This is a genomic window from Brevibacterium sp. 239c, from assembly GCF_900169365.1.
Classification (GTDB): domain Bacteria; phylum Actinomycetota; class Actinomycetes; order Actinomycetales; family Brevibacteriaceae; genus Brevibacterium.
Window position 1 is genome coordinate 39111 of the sequence record NZ_FXZH01000006.1, and the last position, 18946, is coordinate 58056.

The 18946-nt window shown below is 62.2% G+C and carries 15 protein-coding genes; 2 read left to right on the forward strand and 13 right to left on the reverse strand.

Features of this window, described 5'->3' with window-relative positions:
* The first annotated feature begins 152 nt into the window (after window positions 1-152).
* Both BSP239C_RS07300 and BSP239C_RS07305 read left to right on the forward strand, forming a co-directional pair.
* Window positions 153-1457 (forward strand): NAD(P)/FAD-dependent oxidoreductase, encoded by a 1305-nt coding sequence (locus BSP239C_RS07300; protein ID WP_101571404.1) that lies wholly within the window; start codon window positions 153-155, stop codon window positions 1455-1457.
* 37 nt (window positions 1458-1494) lie between these two features.
* Window positions 1495-1959 carry a VanZ family protein gene (locus tag BSP239C_RS07305; protein WP_180958947.1) on the forward strand — a complete coding sequence of 155 codons (465 nt, stop codon included), beginning with the start codon at window positions 1495-1497 and terminating at the stop codon, window positions 1957-1959.
* Here the strand turns inward: BSP239C_RS07305 and BSP239C_RS07310 are convergent.
* Genes BSP239C_RS07310 through BSP239C_RS07370 form a run of 13 tightly spaced genes read right to left on the reverse strand, consistent with a single transcriptional unit; the run spans window position 1949 to window position 18678 of the window.
* On the reverse strand, window positions 1949-4210 hold the full coding sequence (locus BSP239C_RS07310) for a helix-turn-helix transcriptional regulator (RefSeq protein ID WP_101571407.1): 2262 nt from the start codon (window positions 4208-4210) through the stop codon (window positions 1949-1951). The two genes, BSP239C_RS07305 and BSP239C_RS07310, sit on opposite strands and share 11 nt — an antisense overlap.
* Window positions 4207-5217, reverse strand: a complete 1011-nt coding sequence (locus BSP239C_RS07315) for an LCP family protein (RefSeq protein WP_101571408.1) — start codon at window positions 5215-5217, stop codon at window positions 4207-4209. Before BSP239C_RS07315 ends, BSP239C_RS07310 begins: the two co-directional genes overlap by 4 nt.
* 3 nt (window positions 5218-5220) lie before the next feature.
* Window positions 5221-6252: a hypothetical protein gene (locus tag BSP239C_RS07320; protein ID WP_101571410.1), complete on the reverse strand. Its 1032-nt coding sequence runs from the start codon at window positions 6250-6252 to the stop codon at window positions 5221-5223.
* The gene (locus BSP239C_RS07325) at window positions 6249-7256 is read right to left on the reverse strand and encodes a glycosyltransferase family 2 protein (RefSeq protein ID WP_145997420.1); all 1008 of its coding nucleotides are present in this window, start codon (window positions 7254-7256) and stop codon (window positions 6249-6251) included. Before BSP239C_RS07325 ends, BSP239C_RS07320 begins: the two co-directional genes overlap by 4 nt.
* A complete protein-coding gene (locus BSP239C_RS07330) occupies window positions 7246-8556 on the reverse strand; it encodes a lipopolysaccharide biosynthesis protein (RefSeq protein WP_101571414.1) in 1311 nt (436 codons plus the stop codon). The genes BSP239C_RS07325 and BSP239C_RS07330 overlap by 11 nt, the downstream gene beginning before the upstream one ends.
* On the reverse strand, window positions 8553-9251 hold the full coding sequence (locus BSP239C_RS07335; RefSeq protein ID WP_101571416.1) for a PIG-L deacetylase family protein: 699 nt from the start codon (window positions 9249-9251) through the stop codon (window positions 8553-8555). Before BSP239C_RS07335 ends, BSP239C_RS07330 begins: the two co-directional genes overlap by 4 nt.
* Complete coding sequence (locus BSP239C_RS07340) at window positions 9248-10375, reverse strand: aminotransferase class V-fold PLP-dependent enzyme (protein WP_101571418.1); 1128 nt, start codon at window positions 10373-10375, stop codon at window positions 9248-9250. Before BSP239C_RS07340 ends, BSP239C_RS07335 begins: the two co-directional genes overlap by 4 nt.
* Window positions 10372-12282, reverse strand: a complete 1911-nt coding sequence (locus tag BSP239C_RS07345) for a polysaccharide biosynthesis protein (protein WP_257930117.1) — start codon at window positions 12280-12282, stop codon at window positions 10372-10374. Before BSP239C_RS07345 ends, BSP239C_RS07340 begins: the two co-directional genes overlap by 4 nt.
* A 56-nt stretch (window positions 12283-12338) precedes the next feature.
* Complete coding sequence (locus BSP239C_RS07350; RefSeq protein ID WP_101571422.1) at window positions 12339-13781, reverse strand: Wzz/FepE/Etk N-terminal domain-containing protein; 1443 nt, start codon at window positions 13779-13781, stop codon at window positions 12339-12341.
* Window positions 13778-14986, reverse strand: coding sequence for a glycosyltransferase (locus BSP239C_RS07355; RefSeq protein WP_101571701.1), 1209 nt, complete (start codon window positions 14984-14986; stop codon window positions 13778-13780). The genes BSP239C_RS07350 and BSP239C_RS07355 overlap by 4 nt, the downstream gene beginning before the upstream one ends.
* Complete coding sequence (locus BSP239C_RS07360; RefSeq protein ID WP_101571424.1) at window positions 14964-16142, reverse strand: hypothetical protein; 1179 nt, start codon at window positions 16140-16142, stop codon at window positions 14964-14966. The genes BSP239C_RS07355 and BSP239C_RS07360 overlap by 23 nt, the downstream gene beginning before the upstream one ends.
* Window positions 16139-17308, reverse strand: a complete 1170-nt coding sequence (locus BSP239C_RS07365; RefSeq protein WP_101571427.1) for a glycosyltransferase family 4 protein — start codon at window positions 17306-17308, stop codon at window positions 16139-16141. Before BSP239C_RS07365 ends, BSP239C_RS07360 begins: the two co-directional genes overlap by 4 nt.
* On the reverse strand, window positions 17305-18678 hold the full coding sequence (locus tag BSP239C_RS07370) for a sugar transferase (protein ID WP_101571429.1): 1374 nt from the start codon (window positions 18676-18678) through the stop codon (window positions 17305-17307). Before BSP239C_RS07370 ends, BSP239C_RS07365 begins: the two co-directional genes overlap by 4 nt.
* Window positions 18679-18946: the final 268 nt, after the last annotated feature.

The following is an 18946-nucleotide window of genomic DNA, read 5'->3' on the forward strand; positions in this document are numbered from 1 at the left end:
TCGACTGCCTGCCTTCAGCTTTCTCACCACCGAATTCAACCAATATGTGCACTGTCAAGTAATCGGCGTGCGCTATTCCATCGACCACACCGGCCGAGTACTATTTTCAAATATGATGAGTGCCTTCTCAAAGATGAGTGGAGCCATGCACAATGGCTGTTCATACGACTGATGTTCTGGTCATCGGTGCGGGTCCGACGGGGATCGGCGCCGCAGTCCGGCTTCGTGAAAAGGGCGTCGAACACATCGTCGTCGATTCCGCAGACCGGTTCGGCGGCATGGCCGCTTCGCACACGGACGACAATGGCTTCACGTGGGATCTCGGTGGGCATGTCATCCACAGTCATTTCCCGGAATTCGATGACGCTGTTGCGCGCAGCCGTGCTCGGATGCGCGAGGTGGTGAGGAACGGTGCGGTGTGGATGTCCGGTGATGACATCAAATCATTCATTCCGACTCCGGTGCAGGCTCAGCTTGAATCCTGGCCCACAGACCTCGAGCCGGACAAACCTGCTGCAAACCTGGCGGAGTACTACCGCAATACCTTCGGTCAGCGACTCACAGACACTTTCTTCACCGGCTACAACGAGAAGATGTGGACTGTACCTTTGTCGCAGGTCGATCATCAGTGGACCTCACTGCGCAGCGGAGGCAAGAGCCGAAACGTTCCGCAGATGGGTTTGGCTGACGACTTTCGCCCCAATCAGGAGACTTTCCCCTACCCAGTCGGCGGCAGCGGCACCCTGTGGTCAGCGATCGTAGCCAATCTGGCAGATGCCAGTGCCTTTCGTCTCGGAGCTCATGTGGAGAGGATCGAACCTGAACTCCACCGAGCCCACTTGGCAAGCGGAGAAATCATCGCCTACCGTCACTGCATCAGTTCGGCTCCGGTGACCTGGCTCATCGACTCCCTGCCGCCGCAGGCGAAGCGAGATACTCTGCAGGCCAGTGCCCAGCTGGCGATCGGACTCGGGTTCAGAGGACAGGCACCTGAGGTCCTCAGTGACAAGAGCTGGATCTACTGTCCGGACAAGTCCGTGCCGTGGTTTCGGGCAACAATGCTGTCCAACTACGATCCCCTCAATGCTGGTCAGGGGCGCTGGAACATCCTGCTCGAGGTCACCGGCAAGAATGGGGGTCCTGTCGATCCCGCTCAGGCCGTCGATGAGTGCCTGGCGGGATTCGCTCGGATCGGAGCGGATCTGGATTCCATCGAATCGATCTGGACCCACCGCATCGATCGCGGCTATCCCATCCCCACTCTGGGCCGCGACGATATCTTGGAGTCCGCCGACGAGGACCTGAGATCACACGATATCTATAGTCGCGGCAGGTTCGGTGGCTGGCGGTATGAATCGTGCAACCAGGACTACTCCTACATGCAGGGCCGACAGGCCGTTGACGCTATCTACGACGGCACCCCCGAGGCTGTCTACTGGCACCCTGAGCAGTTTTGAATATGTCACCGATCCGCTGGTGAGGTCGGGCACTGGAATGTCAGCTGCGCGAGCACGGACGACCCGGATCCGCTTGGCCACCTGGTTTCTTCTCCTTTATGCCGCGGTGCTGGCCATCGTCCTGTTCTCTCCCATACCCGTGGACAGTCTCTTCTCTTCAGGGCTCGACGATGGGCTCTCCTGGGCTCAGGCTCATGGTGCCCCGGGCTTCGTCGACTATGCGTTCGTCGAGTTCACAGCGAATATCCTGGCCTTCGTTCCGATCGGCTGCATCGGAGTCCTTGCCTTCGGTTCCCACCGGTGGGAGTGGGTCGTGCTCTTGGGCATCGTGGCCTCCGCCACGGTCGAACTCACGCAGGCCCTGTTTCTCTCCGCCCGCACAGCCAGCCTCGCCGATATTCTCGCAAACAGCCTCGGCGTGCTGGTCGGGGCGCTGGCGTGCTGGCTGTGGGGCCATAGGCGTGAAGGGACCGCAAAGAAGCGAGCGCAGTTCAGCTATTGAGGAAGCCGAGCAGCTGAGCCTGATCGACGACCTCGGCTCTGCTCGTCACTCCGAACTTATGGTAAAGGGCGGAGAGACGATTCTTGACCGTGCCGGTGACTTGTTGGAGCTCAACAGAGATCTCCATGATCGACAATCCTTGGGCAAGGAGTCCGAGGAGCTTCGCCTCACCGTCGGTCAGCTGCGGCATCGACGCTTCATCCACCGAGATCGCTCCGACCTCGCGCAGTCGGAAGAAGAGATCATCCTTGCTGCGGAAGTATCCACCGAAGACCGCGAAAGCACGGTCCCACTCCTCCGCATCTGCGGTCAGATCAAGGAGACCAAGCCGATCCGGTCTCGGGAGGGACGCGATGGGCAGCAGGGAATTCACCCAGATGGAAAGCCCAAGGGCCGTGAGGAACTCGGCACGTGCCTCGGCGGTCTGGCCGGTCCGCAGCAGCGCTGTCGCCTTCAGCGCCGCCAGCGATGCACGGCTCTGCGGAGTCAGATACTGATGGTAGAACCACTTGTCCGCCAACACGACCACATTCTCATATCGGCCGGCGATGAGCTCCACCTGAACGCTGAGGACGATGCGCAGATCGGAGGCCACCGACATGTGCTCGAGCTCCGACTCGGCCCATTTCAGCTGGCCGAGCCCGATGTGGACCATGCTTCGGCTCGCTCCCAACAGGTCTCTGCCCTTGCCCGAAATCGAAGTGCTGTCGTGAGGTCTGCCGACGCAGTCATTCGACAGCAGCAGTTCGGGAGGAGTGCTCGCGCCGAGGATCGCGATGCTGACGCTGATGACGGGAAGGTAGACCCACAGCGGGCCAAGGTTCGCACATGCGGCCAGCAGTTCGTATTCCTGCCTGGCCCGGTCCAGATCGAGCCGGTCGAGGGCACGCAGTGCAGCAGCGATGTGGGTTGCCGGGAAAACCATTTCACCGATGATGTTGGGCAGGCTGAATTCGTCGAACAGCCATTCCAGATGCCGATCGGCTCGTTCGTTGTCGCCGCTGACCGTCGCCACGAGTGCTGTCCACGCGCCAATCGCAGGCAGAAGGAAATCACCATCGACATGTCGCTCGTCGGCGACGAGTTCGAGTTCGTGCAGAATCGACAATGCCCGGCGCGGTTCGGACGAGTGGAACATTGAGATCGCGGTCAGGAGTCTGATGATCAGGAGGCTACGATGACCACCGTGCTCTCCCGACCACTGCAATCCTGCCTGCGCAGCCTGTGCATGATCTCCCGACTGCGCCAGGCCGACGAGGCGACGGATCTTTCCGAAACAGCCAAGCGGGGACTCGGCCTCGTCCTGGGCCAAGTTCTGGGGTGGGCCGGGGGTGATGGTTTCGGAGAAGAAGCGCCGCATCCGACCGCTGCGAGACTCCTCCACGAGTGCATCTCGGGTCGTTTCGACCGTGATGACGTTGTTCTGACGCGTCAGCAAGCTGTCCGCGAGCGAAGACAGGGCGGACAATTCGGGTTCCTGCTCGAGTACCTGCGCGGGCAGACCTGAATAGGCTGCGCATACCGCGCGAGGGGCGAGGAGGAACATCGGCAGTCCGATAGTCTCCTGCAGACGCACGAGGACTGACCACAGGCCATTTCTTCGCGCCAGCTCGGTGACGTCGGCGAGGACCTGCGGATCGACGGACTGAGACTTTTCAAGATGATCGACCAGCGCTCCAGCGAGGTCGTCGACGACACTTGAATAGTTCTCCCATTCCGAGGCGCTGCGACGAAGTGCCGCCGCCAAAAAGACAGGTACGTGCAGATACTTCCGGCCGGATTCTTCTCGGTCGAGGACGAGGATTCCTGCCATCTGCAGGCGCATGAGGACCCCCTCCGCATCGTGGAGACTGCTGTCACCGAGGTCCAGCGAACGTATCGAGGAGAGGCTCAGCAGCGCGGTCGGCTTGGTGAAAGACGTCATCTGCGATAGCAGGAAGGCAATCTTCTCATCGCTGTCAGTGAGCCCGAGCTCAGGAAGTGACGCCAGCTGGGCCACATAGTCAGCGAAGCTCGTCGAAGTCATATCCGCCGGCAGCTCGGTGTGTTCGGCGATCTCGAGCACCGTTCGGGTTAGGCTCTTCCAGCCGCCGGTGGCGTGGTAGAGCTCAGCGGCGAATTCGGCCCCTGATCGGTCCGGGTGCGACCCGATTGCAGCCGGGTGAGCTGATCCGGCGAGACCGAGCTCGCGTACGTATTCCTCGGGGCTCCGGCTTCGGTCCGAGTTCGCGGCTCCTGCAAAGACGTTCACAGCTGTTGGTCTCCCGCTTCGTCGATGTAGTCGGCAAGCGAGTCCTCGGCGAATGCCTGTCGCAGATCGGCGAGACCCTCGTCATCGACAACGAGGTACTGCTGTCCGTCATCGGCTTCTCCCGCGCCCGCAATCGGCGCAGTGGCGTAATCGACGGCTGCGGACGAACCTCCGCTGAAGTCTCTGGCCACATCGATGATGAGAGCAGAGTCGAGCCCCTTGTCAGTCGTGACGTACTGGCTGAAGTTCGTGATCGAACGAGCGAGCTTCGCCGGGTGGAGAAGCAGATCTGGCGACATCAGCTTCGAACTGAAGTTCGCGAGGAACTCCTGCTGATTGCGGACTCTCTGCAGGTCTCCGTCGGCGAATTGCTTCCGGGCCCTGACGAATTCGAGGGCAGCTGCACCGTCGAGATGGTTCGGGCCCTTGACGAAGGTGCTCGAGCCGTTGGTGAAGGCAGTGTCCGAATACACGTCGACCCCGCCTACCGCATCTGTAAGTTCCTCGAGTCCGGCGAAGTCGACGATCGCGACGTGGTCGATGCCGGCATCGATGAAGTCGGAGATGGTCTCGATCGACAATGCCAGTCCCCCGTATGCGGCTGCTGCGTTGATCTTCGCCCGGCCGTACCCCTTGATCTCCACCCAGGAGTCACGTGGAATCGAGATCACTTGGAATCCCTGCCGGTCAGAGGGGATATGCAGCACCATGATGGTGTCGGTGCGAAATCCCCTCGCCGAGGTGTAGTCGACGTTCTCGAGCCGCGAATCCGATCCGAGAAGGAGGATGTTCATCGGAGCATTCGGCGCTGTCTGATGTCCGGACCCCGGGGCCCTAGGGGCGGGCGCGAGCTCTTCGGCGATGCTCGGGTCTTCGACCAGTGTCCGCTTGTCGTTCCAGGCCGAGGTCACGTACCACCCGTAGGCTCCCACCGTGGCCGCAGCCAGCAGGAGCAGGAGGGTGAGGAGCCCGCCCGTGATCTTCCAGGCGTTCGCAATGCCAGTCATCTGTCATCCATTCGGGTAGTAGTGGGCGATGGCGGCGGCGACATCTGACACGGATGACTTCGGGGTCCCATCGATGTTGAAGAGACCGAACCCGTCGTCCTGGTACGCACCGTCGTCGCGCAGGCGATAGACGAATACTGGGTCTGCCCTGGTTCTCGACAATTCGCCGATCGTCTTCGTCAGAGATTCGACCTGCTGATTCTCTGTGTACCGTCCGAGCCCTGTCTGGAGCCCGAACTCTCCCACGGACACAGCCATACCCTGGGCTTTCTCCAATCGTTCGATCCGATCGGGCAGAGACTTGATCGCAGGGGCGGAGAGGACGGGATAGAGATCGATAGTGCAGATGTCGAGATGGCCGGAGACAGCGGCGAAGAACCGCAGCCATTCCTTCTCCTTCTCATCATCGACCGGATAGCCACTGGCACTCGTCGTGATCCGAACGTGCGCTGCGTGCTGATGAATCGCTGCTCGTGCCACTCCCAGAGCTTCATCGAGATCGGAATAGTAGGCCTCGCGGCTGCCCTTGATGCCAGCTGCGGTCCGGAAGTCGATATCGCTGACCTCGTTGTACACCTGCCACACCGCTACCGATGAGCCGTAACGCTGAGCCAGCAGCCCCCAGTACCGCTTCATCGTTGTCAGATACTGTGGGGTGTTCCGCGTTGCCGGAGCACCATCGACGGTGAGCAGGCAGATGCTCATGCCCATGGATTCGACGAAGGCAATGGCTTTGTCATAGATCTTCAGCCGCTCGGGATCGAAGTCCACTCGCCCTTCGACCGACCACGACCTCACGATCTGAAACCCGACGACGGGGAACCGCACCCAGGCCGCGCCAAGTGCCTTCACCTCTCTGACGTCTCGGACGAATTCCTGCAATCCGGCTTTGGGTGAGCTCACGGTGAAGCCGAACCTACCGGCCATGGCCCTGGTCGGTTGGCTTCCGCTGACTACTGAGATCGCTGCGACCGACACGAACAGGCCGGTGCCGATCATCCAGCGACGCCGTGAGATCGAGGATGTCGTCTTCACAGCCACCGCTCCTTGAGGCTGCCGCGCAGGCGGTAGGCATAACTGTGAGTTCGCGGGGCCACCCGCGCTAGGGCCATCGAGAAGCCCCTGGCAGCCTGACGGGTCCTCAGCGCATCAACGACATGTGAGAATCGGATCTCGTTGCGACACCAGAAGTAAACGTCCGACTTCAGCCGGGGCGAGGAGGTGTCACCGGCTGCCTTGCTGAGCATGTAATTCAGCTGTGTCCACCGCATGCGATGGATGGCCTCCACCGCCTCCCGACCGATGTACATGGTTCTCAGTGCGCCCTCGAAGTCGTCAAGGACCGTGGCCAAGTCCCAGATGCGTTCACTCAGCTGTGCCGTCACCGAGTCAGAGAGGAGGAAATAGTTGTACATGGGGCGGGGCTCGAAGCTGACCGTGGACATCGTGGCGAGCAGATTGACGATGAAGCCGAGGTCGCTGTAGGTGTTGGGCTTCGCCCGCACATGGTTGGGTCGGAAGAGGTGGTGCTGGTTGGGGTGGACCCGTCCGTCGATAAAGTGCCGCAGGGCTCGTCCGGCGGGCACCGGTGAGGTCGTAGCGACGATCCCGTGAACGCTCACGGAACCTGTGGGCTCGAACGTCTTATGCGGAAGAACGACGAAATCGGAGTTCTCCGCCTCACCTCGTGCAACGAGGACCTCGATGCACTCAGGGTCGAGGGAGTCGTCGGAATCAAGGAACAGCACCCATGTGCTTGCGCTCATGTCCAGAGCATGGTTCGTCACAGCTGCATACCCCTGATTCCGGTGAAGTCGGTGCCCGAAGAAGCGGGGATCGTCCGGCATGAGCTCAAGCATCTCCTCGTTTGAACCGTCATCGATGACGAGAACGCAGAAGTCAGAACTCGTCTGGGCCTGCAGTGATTTCAGCGCGCGAGGGAGTGTGGCGGCGCTGTTGTACGCGGGAACGACAACGGTGACCTTGTAGGTGCGTGTGCCCTCAAGAATCTGGTCCGGACTCATTGCTTCAGATCTCACGATCGACGACTTCCTGTGCCATGCCTATTGACGGACTGTCTATCGGCGGACTGGGTTCTGCTGCTCGCTTCGCCGCAGCTCGCCGACGCAGAAGGAAGAGGAGCCCGGTGATCAGGGTCTCCGCGAACACGAGGGCCCACGCCGCACCAGGAGCACCGAAGACGAGCGCCAGAGGTATGAGAGCGGCAAGGTGGATGGCAGCGCCGCACATCATGGCCGTCGCGGTCAGGGAGTAGAGTCGCTGCGAGTTGAGGTCGAGCATGAGCACGGCTACCCCACCACTGGCGATGAGCGCCAACCCGATGATCTGGGCGACCGGGACGACCTGTCCGAACCCCTTCCCCAGATACCAGGGGACGAACCACGGGGCGACGAGGATGAGCGTGACTCCTCCTAATGCGAACATCGAGAAGATCATGATCATGATGAGCTTGGACTGGGACATTCCTCGATGTGCTGGGTCGTGAGCGTCGACCATGCGCGGCAGCAGAGCATCGGTGACGGCGAAGAGAACACCGCGCCCGGCATTTCCGAATCGTTCTGCGGCACCGTAGTGGGCTGCCTGAATCGGGGCAGAGGCGATTCCGAGCACCACGACCGGTGCCGAGCCCATGATGCTGTGTGCGATCGATGAGAAGAAGAGGGTGCGGCCATCGGTCAATGCGAATTTCGCCGCTCCCAGGCTGGGCCTGCACCATTGCACCTCCCGATGGGCCAGGATCGGCCACATGATGAGTGAGGCGATGAGTGGAGGGGCGAACTGCCAGGTGATCGCCCACCCGATGTCGTGTGAGGTGTGCACTGTGACAATGAGTCCGAGCAACGCGATGATGCGCGAAACCGCTGTGATCACCGCGAACAGGCGGAGCTTCCGCAGTCCCTGGAGCAGCCATGAGGGGAATCCGATTCCACAGGCGATAACGAGCGTGCCGATGAGATAGAGCTCGAAGTCTCCGCGCAGGGAGGGAATGACGGACACGATCGCCAGGAGCACACCGGTTCCAGCCACCCACAGGAGCAGCACCGCGAACAGGGTCGAGGTGATGACTTCAGATCGTTCACGCTTGGTCTTCGCAACGGCGAGCCTGCGGACTGCGCTGACGGAGAATCCGTAGTCGCACAGCCGCACGATCAGCTGCAGAATCGCAATGCTGATGATCACCCGGCCGAATGCGGTGACACCCAACAGCCGGGTCAGCAACGGCAGGCTGATGATCGGATAGGCAAAAGCCGCGAGCTGTCCGAGGCCCACAGCCATCGCATCGCCGCCGATTCTCTCCAGTGCCCCTGGGGTTCTCATTCGAGGCCCCAGACGTCGAACCTGCTGACGCGCCGGACCGTGTGGAACGATTCGGCGAATTCGAGATTCACCTGGCTGCCGCGGAAGATGGCCAGAGATTCGAGGGCCCGCAGCGACCGCGGTCCCGGGTAGTCCTGCACCTGAGAGGCATAGGCGGCGAAGGACGACAGTTTGGCATCGATGTGATCCGAGACGTCGACGAACCAGTCGGGGACGAAGTTCGCTTCGATGTGCGGCGCATTCCAGTGGGTCTCCGAAATCGTCTCGTACAGTGCCACAGCAATGATCCCGGCGCCGGCCCCCAGCGGTCGGGTAGCGACCATGGCCGCTTCGAACACGGCTTTGTGGTCGAGATGACGATCGGGAAACGGCGCCAGCACGAGATCGGGCCGCAGACGGTCGATGGCTCTCTGGATGCCGGAATTGAGCTCGGCCACGCCCATGCGAGCCAGCTCGACTGACGGATGCGGGAGGAACTCGGTGCTCGCGACACCGAGGAGTTCGTGCGCTCGCTGTGCCTCGTCCCGGAGCAGTCCCGCAGTGTCCGCCGGATACAGGGGCGGTTTGTCCTGTGATGCCACCAGGACGTGGACTTCGCATCCGTGTGCGCTGAGAGCGGCCATCGTACCGCCTGCACCGAGGACCTCGTCGTCGGGATGTGGTGCGATGACGAGCGCGCGTGAGAATCGGTTCACAGCACTCTGCTCCTCGATTGGAAGAGCTCCACGACACCGGCGACGACCCGAGCGATCTGCTCCGCCTGCAGATTCGTGCTCGACGGCAGGACGATTCCCCTGCGATACAGGTCTTCCGCCTGGCCGGTGATGAAGGACAGATCGCAGTCGGAGTGCACCGGTTGCAGGTGCATCGGTTTGAATACCGGACGAGTCTCGATTCCGAGCTCGGCCAATGTCGTCGACAATTCGGCCGCATCGCGTTCGGTTTCGAGGATGAGCGTGTTCATCCAGCAGTTCCCGTCTGCAGGATCGAGGATGCTCACGCCTTCGATGCCCTCAGCCATGGCGCGATAGGTCTCGAAATGGGCGCGTTTGGCGCGCAGGATCTCCGGCAGCCGAGACAGCTGCGCCGATCCGAGTGCCGCCAGAATGTTCGAGAGCCGGTAATTGAATCCTGTCTCCGTATGCTCATAGTGACGCACGGGCTGCCGAGCCTGGCTGGCCAGATACCGCACGCGCTGCGCGCTCTCCTGGTCGGGGCACATCACCGCCCCACCCGAGGAGGTGGTGATGATCTTATTTCCGTTGAAAGACACGGCGGCAAACATTCCGAACGACGCTGCCGGACGACCGTCGAGCAGGCCTCCCAGCGACTCCGCTGCATCGGCGACGACGACAGCACCGAAATCACGGGCCACCTCGGCGATCGCGGGATGATCGACCGGCCGACCATAAACATCCACGGGGATGACGGCACGGACCGGTCGACCGACAGCACCACGTTCACTCAACGCCAGACGAAGAAGCTCCGGAGACATCAGCCCCGACTCGTCACAGTCGATGAACAGAGGACGAGCCCCGGCATACGCCACTGCATTCGCCGACGCTGCGAATGTCAGCGTCGCCACTGCGACCTCATCGCCTGGCCTCACGCCCGCGGCGAGGAGAGCGAGGTGGAGCGCGGCGGTACCCGAACTGACGGTCACCACTTCGGGCCGGTCTGTGACTTCGGCAAGCTCGGCTTCGAACAGGTCGACCTGCGGCCCGGCCGGTGCCACCCACCCTGATCGCAGGGCGTGTGACACTGCGGCTTCTTCCGCAGAACCGACGCTCGGAACACAGAGCGGGATGGGCTCGATCATCGGATCTGTCCCTTCGCGAGCTGGGAGCTGATTTCGGCGGTGCGTTCCATGGGCACAAGAATCGACTGATCGACCCGTGGTCCTGACTCGTATCTCCCAGACACCCGGATCCTCTCGTCCGTGATGTCTGTGGGCGCGGAGGTGATATCGGGTGCGGCATCCACCACGCCTTCTGCGAGGCACTTGCGATAGGCCTCCTGGATGAGCAGGAGATCGGCACCGGGTTCCTCGACGGACGAGGGTTCCAGCGACCTGATCCGCACATGCCAGGCACGTCCGTTCGTGCTCTTCTTCGCGCCTTCCTCAGGGGTGAAGAGCTCTTCGTGGAGTTTCTCGCCTTCGCGCAGACCGGTGTAGGTGATCGGGCAGGAGCGACCGGCGATCGTCATCATGCGCAGGGCGATGTCGATGATCCGCACGGGATCCCCCATGTCGAGCACCATCGTCTCCCCCGGCGCGCCCTCGGACGCTGCTTCGAGGACGAGGACGCAGGCCTCGGGAATGGTCATGAAGAACCTCGTCACATCGGGGTGCGTCACTGTCAGTGGTGCACCGCGCCTGATCTGCTCAGAGAACGAGATGAGAACCGATCCTCGAGAACCCAGCACATTGCCGAATCGCACGCTCACGTACGGACGGCCTGTCACCTCGGCGAAATGAGCGGTCAGCCTCTCCGCCATGTACTTGGACCGTCCCAGCTCGCTCGTCGGATTGGCCGCCTTGTCGGTCGAGATGTTGACGAAGCGCTCGACCCCGGCCCGCTGAGCGCAGCGCAGCACATTGAGGGTGCCGTGAACGTTTGTCTTCCATCCTTCCCCGGGGAAGCTTTCGAGCATCGGCAGATGTTTGAGCGCTGCGGCGTGGAAGACCAGCTGCGGGCGAATGCGGTCGAAGACGGCCGCAAGAGCGTCGGCGTCGCGGATGTCGGCGAGGATGATGTCCTCGGAGTCCATCAGCGCCCGGCCATCCATGCTCAGGCACAGCGCATGCAGCGCCGATTCGTCACGGTCGAGGATGACGAGGCGACGGGGTGCGTGCTTTGAGATGAGACGGCACAGTTCGGACCCGATCGAACCTCCTGCCCCGGTGACGAGCACGGTTCGACCGCCGACGAGGCTGCCGATCGTTTCCGGTTCCGGATCTACGACTTGCCTGCCGATGAGGTCAGCGACATCCATGGAGCGCAGCCTGGCGAGGTCAAGATCATCGGAGAGCAGCTCGGCCAGGGCGGGAACCGTCCGCACCCAGGTTCGGGTGAGATCGAGGCGACCGACCATCGTGGTGAACACTTCGGTGGAGGCCTGAGCGATGGCGACGATGACACCATCGGCCCCGTGGTCGTCGACCACGGTCTGAATGTCGTCGATGCGGCCCCGCACGTGGACTCCCTGCAGAACGGATCTGCCTTTCGCCCGGTCGTCGTCGACCAGGGCGACGGGGATGTAGTCGCCGTTGGGATCGCTGAGCATCTGGCTGATGAGTGCACCCCCGACTTCACCGGCACCGACGACGACGACCTTCTGGCCGACGTGGGGACGGAACTGGCTGTCGATCCACATCCTCAGGGCCTGACGGCCGGAGATCATCAGCACCTGGGCGCTCAGCAGAGCGAGCAGGAACCATGCCAGATCGAACGACAGGTTCGACAGGGTGGCGATGATGGTGCTCAACGCGGTGACGATGATCGCGCTGACTCCCTGTCTGCGCAGTTCGAGGGCCGAACCTATCTGGTAGCGATTGCGATAGAGAGACAACGCGGACCCGACGACGATCTGGCACAGCAGGATCGAGCCCAGGAGGACGAGGCCCTCTGGTGCATTGATATGAGATGACCATGTCACGATCATCATCCAGGCAAGGACTATCGAGACGATGTCGATGAGTCCGAGCACGAATAGTCGTGTCACAGACGAATTTCTCTGCACACCGAGACGAGAAAGCTGCCTCGGCCAGTATGGGCGTGTCATGACTGTCCTCCATTTGCGTCGTTGCCGTTTGTCGGCGTTGCCAGTGCTGTGACGGCTCGCGGCCCCGGCACTATATCGAGTTCCTTCGTGGGCGTGTCGTGTCCCGCCGAGGTGGTCGTCGCCGAGCTGGCCCCCACCGAGGCGCTGCTCACAGATTCGCTGCCGGCGGGGTTCGCTGCCGGCTTTCTGAAAGCGTCGCGCCGGTGGTTGGTCGTCCCGGTGTCGGAGTCCGCCTCCAGTGGCTGATCCACGAGGACGAAACCGACCGGCAGGCTTTCTCCGGCCCGCAGTAGCTCCTGGGTCGACCGCAGATCGGCCCAAACCGGGTGAGGGGCAGTGACCACGACGGCGATGTCCGAGAGTTCGAGGAAGCTGCACGTCTGTGGGTGGGCTGCGAAATCGGAGCTGAGGCAGATGACGAGGTCGTAGTCCGCCAGCACCGCGCACAGGGCGTCGGCAAGTGCTCGGCCGATGAGGAGACTCTCACCGGAAAGCGAATTCGCGTCGACGACGCTGATTCCAGTGACCTGTGAGAGTTCGCGGTAATGGGAGGTGCTCAGTTCCGCAGGATCGGCGGAGACGAGAGCGCAGCTCATCCCACTGGCTGCTGCGGTCTCGACGAGATCTGCAGCCAGCTGATTGCCGACTCCCCCGACACCGCACAGTGTCACGACCGTCGACCCGCGGCGCCTGCCGGTGAGGTCGAGCCGCGCCAGGAGACCCGAAATCGAGGTGGAGGCACCGCAGTTCGCGGCCTGCCGGCGTATTGCACCTGATGGCTTGCGCATCCGCACGGCCAGCATCTCGGTTCCCAAGGTCCTTCTGATGTCGCCGAAGTCCCGAAGACGGGGGTCGAGCCCATGTCTGATCGGTGCGAGGAGAAGGCCCAGGACCAGCCCCGCCAGGGCGCCGAGGCCCACAAAGCGGACCAGGTCAGGGTACGCACCGTCTACGGAGGATTCGGACCTCTGCAGGACAGAGACGTCCAAACTGCTGACAGTGCCCAGCCGATCGGTGAGGAAGGATGTCGACATCGTCTGCGCCGCTCGGTCGGCCAGCACACGAGCCTGGCCGAGGTCCTGGTCCTGAACGTGCACCTCGATCACCGAGGTGTCGGGCACGAGGACGAAGTCCAAGGAATCCCGGATCTGAGCTGTCGAACGGTCGACGTCGGAGCCTTTCGACACCTCATGCGCGAAATCGTTCGATCGGCTGACCTCCAACACGTTTGGCATCAGGTCGTCGATGTAGGTCCCCGATTCCACGGCACTGACATCGGTGCTTTCCGCCATCGAGACGATGACCTGAGCCTTGACGTCGTAGACGTGTGGGAGGGCTGTTGCCAGACCCGCACCGACCAGGGTGCCGAGGATCACGGACCCGACGATCCACCACCGTCTGATGAGGAAGATTCTCACAATCTGTTCGCCGTTCATCATGACCTGCTTTCTGCGTCGTCCGTAGACATGTGCTCGACCGGGTGGGCGTTCACCGACGGTGCGGTTGTAACTGTTGCTGTGGTTGCGGCCGTGGTTGCGAGGAAGCTTCGGTAGACGGCCAGGGACCGTTCGGCCAGTCCTGTTCGGCCGTGTTCATTGACTGCCCGGGTTCTCGCTGCCGCTCCGAGCTCTGTCCTGACTTCCGTGTCAAGGAGCCGTTCGAGTGCGGCGACCGCTTCTGCGACCGTTCTGAAGAGGAACCCGTTGGAGCCCTCTGTGATCAAGTCGCGGACTCCGACGACGTCGGATCCGACCGCGGGAATCCCCATGCTCGCGGCTTCGAGCAGTGAGATCGGCATGCCTTCGCCGAAGGAGGTGAAGAGCAGGACGGATGCCTGTGAGAGTTGAACTCGGATGCCCTCAGCGTCGAGCCAGCCGGTGATCTCGATTTCGACCTCTGCGTTTCGCTGGCCGCTGCTCTGCAGGAGCTGCCTGTCTCCTTCACCGATCCAGGTGAATGAGAATCGACCGGGATGGGCGCTGTTGGCTCTCGCCGCGATCTCGGTGAAGAGCTCAGGCTGTTTCTGTGCGCTGATCCGCCCCAGATGCACGATGTTGAGGATGGCACTCTGGGCTGGAGCGTCGGCGGCCGGGGGTGAGAATTTCGCGGTATCGACCACGTTTGGCAGCACGGCAGTTCGTGCTTGCGGCAAGTTCGAGGAGGCAAGTGCGGCCTCGCTGTCCGAGACCAGAATCAAGTCCGTCCCACCGTGCAGAGCCCACCGTTCCATTCTCAAGAACATGGATCCCTGCAGATCAGTGAAGTCAGTGCGATTGAATGCGAAGCCGTGCGGGCTGTAGACGATGTGCGCCTTCGGCGGCGTCACGCTCGCGATGAGTCGACCGAGGAATCCCGCACGAGATGAATGCAGGTGGATGACGTCTGCTTCGTCTCGGCGCAGCTCTCGCAGCAGCCCCCGCATCAGGCCGAGCAGTGCGGTACGGGGCGTCGTCGACCAACGGAGGACATCGACTCCCTCGCCCATTCCGGCCACGATCGATTCGTGTGGAGGCGAATCAGGTCGCGGAGTGTATCCGAACCGGACCTCGTCCACGCTCGTATTCGCGGCCTGCTCACGTGCCAGAGCGGTGACCGAGGCCAGAACACCGGCCGCTGCAGCATCAGTGACATGGAGGATTCTCATCGCCATTCCTTTCCTTCGGGGCGGCCAGCAGGCGCTTCGGTGTTGACCGGTGGGTGCTTCGAGCGGCGAGGACATGTGTGTCCTCGGGTGTGAGGTGGCCAACACCTCGACCCGGCGTTCGTTCGGATCGCCGGTGGGGAAGAAGTGCGAGGAACAGCGGCAGGAATGGGGTGAGGTGTTTGAGGTACGAGCCGTAGTCGGGTTCGAAGATCACCAGGACGATGAAGAGTGCGATCAGCAGCGCAGCGATCCATCCCGTTCTGCGTTCGTTCCGGGCACGTCCGCTGAAGATGGCTATGGCGACCAGGGTCCACAGCATGGCGATGACCACACCGGCCACGAGGTAATAGGACGAGCCCATGGTGAACAGGGTGATCGGGACCAGGAGCTGAAAGGCGACGACGAGGATCGAGAGCACTCCCGCGATCGGGGTCGTCCCGAAGTCGGGATTGCGGATGAGGGTCGCCACGGAGGCGTCTTCGCGTCCCGAATTCACCATTTCCCTTGTGGCACCGAGGTGCTCACCCTGGAACAGCAGGAAGGCGAGCTCCAAACCGATGAACGCGACGATCACTGCCAGAACCACCACGATGGGGTTCCGCACCCTTCGCAGGGTGAAGTAGATGACCGGCACGAGGGCGGCGATGATCAGCCAGTACGGCCGCACCAATGCTCCGTAGATGAGGCAGGCTCCGACGATGACAGTCATCCGCACGATCTCATGGCGTGATCTGACCGCCAGGAGCACCAGGAACGCGATGAGCAGAGACACGAACTCTTTGGTGTACTGCGCAAGATAGGCCAGGCCGAGACACATGGTCAGAACGAGGCCGCCGGCCCCGAGCATTCCCACCCGATTCCAATCCGCGAAGCCGATGGCCAGGAGCACGCAGATGATGAGCACGGTGATCGACACGAGGCTGGCCAAAGCGGGTGATGCGTCAAGCCCCAGGGCCCTATAGAAGCCCGCCAGCATATGGAACGATGTGTCTTCGGGCGCCACACCAGGGTTGGAGATGACCCGTTGCACGTGGCCGTCATCGAGGAGAAACCTCGGGGGCAGAAAACCTCGGACCAGGGACGCAAAGACCAAGGAAAGACCACAGATGCCGAGCAGAACGAACTGGCCGAGACTGGGAAAACGACTGCTGGTCATTGCCCGTTCACCTCGGCGGTGGGCGCCGGCCCGGTGACGGACAGGAGCGCGGCCTCGAACTCGGTGATGTAGTCATTTCCGGAGACCGAACGCGCCGCACGTGCCATTGCTGATTCCCGTCGACAATCCTCACTCGTCGCGACGATTCGGCTGGCGGCACGGGCATATGCTTCGGCGGAGATCTCGCTGCTTCCTCCCGCCGATGAGTCCATTTCCGGACTGCTCGGAACCCGCAGATGGATCGCATTGGTGCCGTCCTCGGTATAGCTGCGAATCGCTCCGACGGGAGTGACAACCGGTATGATCCCCAGCGCGAGGGCCTCGCGAACTGACATCGCAAGTCCCTCGAAGTCGCTGAGCTGAAGAAAGAAGCGGGCTCCGTCGGCATGAGCGAGGATTTCCTCGGGTGTCGCCGCGCCATGCCAGGTCACTGGCAAGCCGCGCTCAGCGGCGGTTTCGAGGATCGAGTTGAGCAGCCCACTGCTCGGCGCGATGATCTCGAGGCTGAATCCGCCTGGGCGCAGCCTCTCGAGCGCGCAGAGCAGGTCGAGCGAACGATCCAGCCTCTTCTGTGCGGCCGCCCGCCCCCAGTAGATGAGGCGGACCGGCTGCGCCACGTCCCGGCTGTCCCGTTGAGGCACACGAGATTCGCCATTGTCTGTCCCGGTCTCGTCACCGGCCCAGCCACGTGCCAAATGCAGGAGTGCCGAGTCCGGGCAGACCACCTCAGCGTGGGACCGAAGGGGCATCGGGACGAGAGCGTCGAGCGCGGCCGCGGAATCGCAGAGGATGCGATCAGCGAATCGGAACGCCACACGGTGGACGAGCCGGTCGATGAGGTGCGTGTACCGCGAGTTGTGGATGAAGAGGACCCACGAGGTGTGCGGATGCCACAGCCGATTCAGACCGCCGACGATGACCGAGCGCCACAGGGAACTGACGACAACGTCGGGGCTCATCCGATGCAGCCGGATGAGCATTTCGATCACCGTTCGAGGCGAGTTCACGCCCGAGCCGGCGAAATCCGCTGAGACCCCGGCCGGGTCGATCTGCTCGAAGGCGAGGACCTGATATCCGAGAGCAGTGGTGCTGCTCGACATCAGCTCGGCGGCGGTTTCGACTCCCCCGATGCCCGTTGTGTGGATGAGATGCGCGACCTGGATCATTGCGCACCTGCGGCTCGCACAACGGCGCCGAAGGTGCGCAGAAGGATTGTGAGGTCGTTCTTCAGGTTCCAGTTGTGTGCGTAGTAGAGGTCGAACTCACGGGCCTGGGCCCAACCGAGGTCGGAACGTCCGCTGACTTGCCACAGGCCCGTCATCCCGGGACGAACACCGAGGCGGTGGTGGTCTGATCCCTGGTACAGAGCCACCTCGCCGTCCCGCTGCGGGCGGGGGCCGACAAGACTCATTGAGCCGCCGATGACGTTGAACAGCTGCGGAAGCTCGTCGATCGAGGACTTGCGCAACAGCTGCCCGAGGCGGGTGATCCGTGGGTCGGACGTCACTTTGAACAGTGGCTGAGTTGCAGTCCCCTGGGATTTGAGCAGTTCCTTGAGCTGTACATCTGCGTTGACGATCATCGAGCGGAACTTGATGATTCTGAAAGGGCGACCATCGAGACCGATTCGCTCCTGAGTGTAGAAGACCGGACCGGGCATGGAGATCTTGATCGCGATCGCAACGACCAGCAGAGGGACGGAGAGGATCAGGACCAGGGCGCTTGCCGTCACAACGTCGAACATCCTCTTCAGGACTCTCACGAGCAGTACGGGTCGCGACGGTGAGATGAGCAGTCCTGAGCTGTCCGTGGCACTTCGGGCGTGGACACGGGCAGGGTCGAGCCCAAGGTCGAAGAGGGGAAAGTAGAGTTCGACATCACGGTTACGCAGTTCCCAGCAGAGCCGTCGCAGCACCTCCGCATCGATGCCGAAGGCGAGCTCGACGAGTTCGACATCACGACGCCTCACCTCTGCGAGGACTGCCGAGACGAAGGCATCGCTGTCCGACTTCGTTCTCCGGCTGACGACGAGGTCACTGGTGGTCGGGTTTCGGCCGCCGATCGCCTCGGTGACGATGCGAAGTGTGCGTTTGGGCAGAAGCGCTGGGATCAGTACGCGCACACCGGCAGTGGCACCCGCGGTCCCCCACAGCGCCAGCAGGAAGACATTGTGGTCCTCGCCGGTGACCGAGCCGACGGACATGATTTCGTTCAAGGGGGTGAATGCGGCGATGAAGGCGACAGTCCCAGTGACGATGACAGCCGACAGCAATGGGATTCTGACTGAGCGGGAGAGCGTTCCCAGGGAGCTGCTGCCGCCGGAGAGGGCATCGAGCAGACACCACAGGAGGATCCACACGGCCTCGGGGCCGTGCGTCAGTGAGAAGACAAGGGAGGTGGAGAAGATCGTGATGACGACCTGTACGGAGATCGCGAGGAACATCCGCCGCCGACTGGCGAACACGGTGTCGATCTGCGCAGCGTAGGTGGCCGCTTGATAGGTGATTGCCCCCTGGGACAATGCGCTCGTGGTCATCTTACTGTCCTCGGAGACAGCTTGGCCGGTCGCGCCGAGAGCATGGGAGAAAAGATCATGTTTCCCATCCTGGCTACTGCGAATTCGCATCATCAGGTGGTCATTACGGGATCATTCCTTCGTTCATACTCAACTCGGAGGAAGGACGCATGCGCCCCTACTCGATTCAGGCCAGGACTGCGCAATTCGACCACTCAGTTCCCGAGTCACAACGCTTCGCACTACTCATGATGTGGATCGAAGGCTGCGAGCCTTGTGCCTCCTCGGT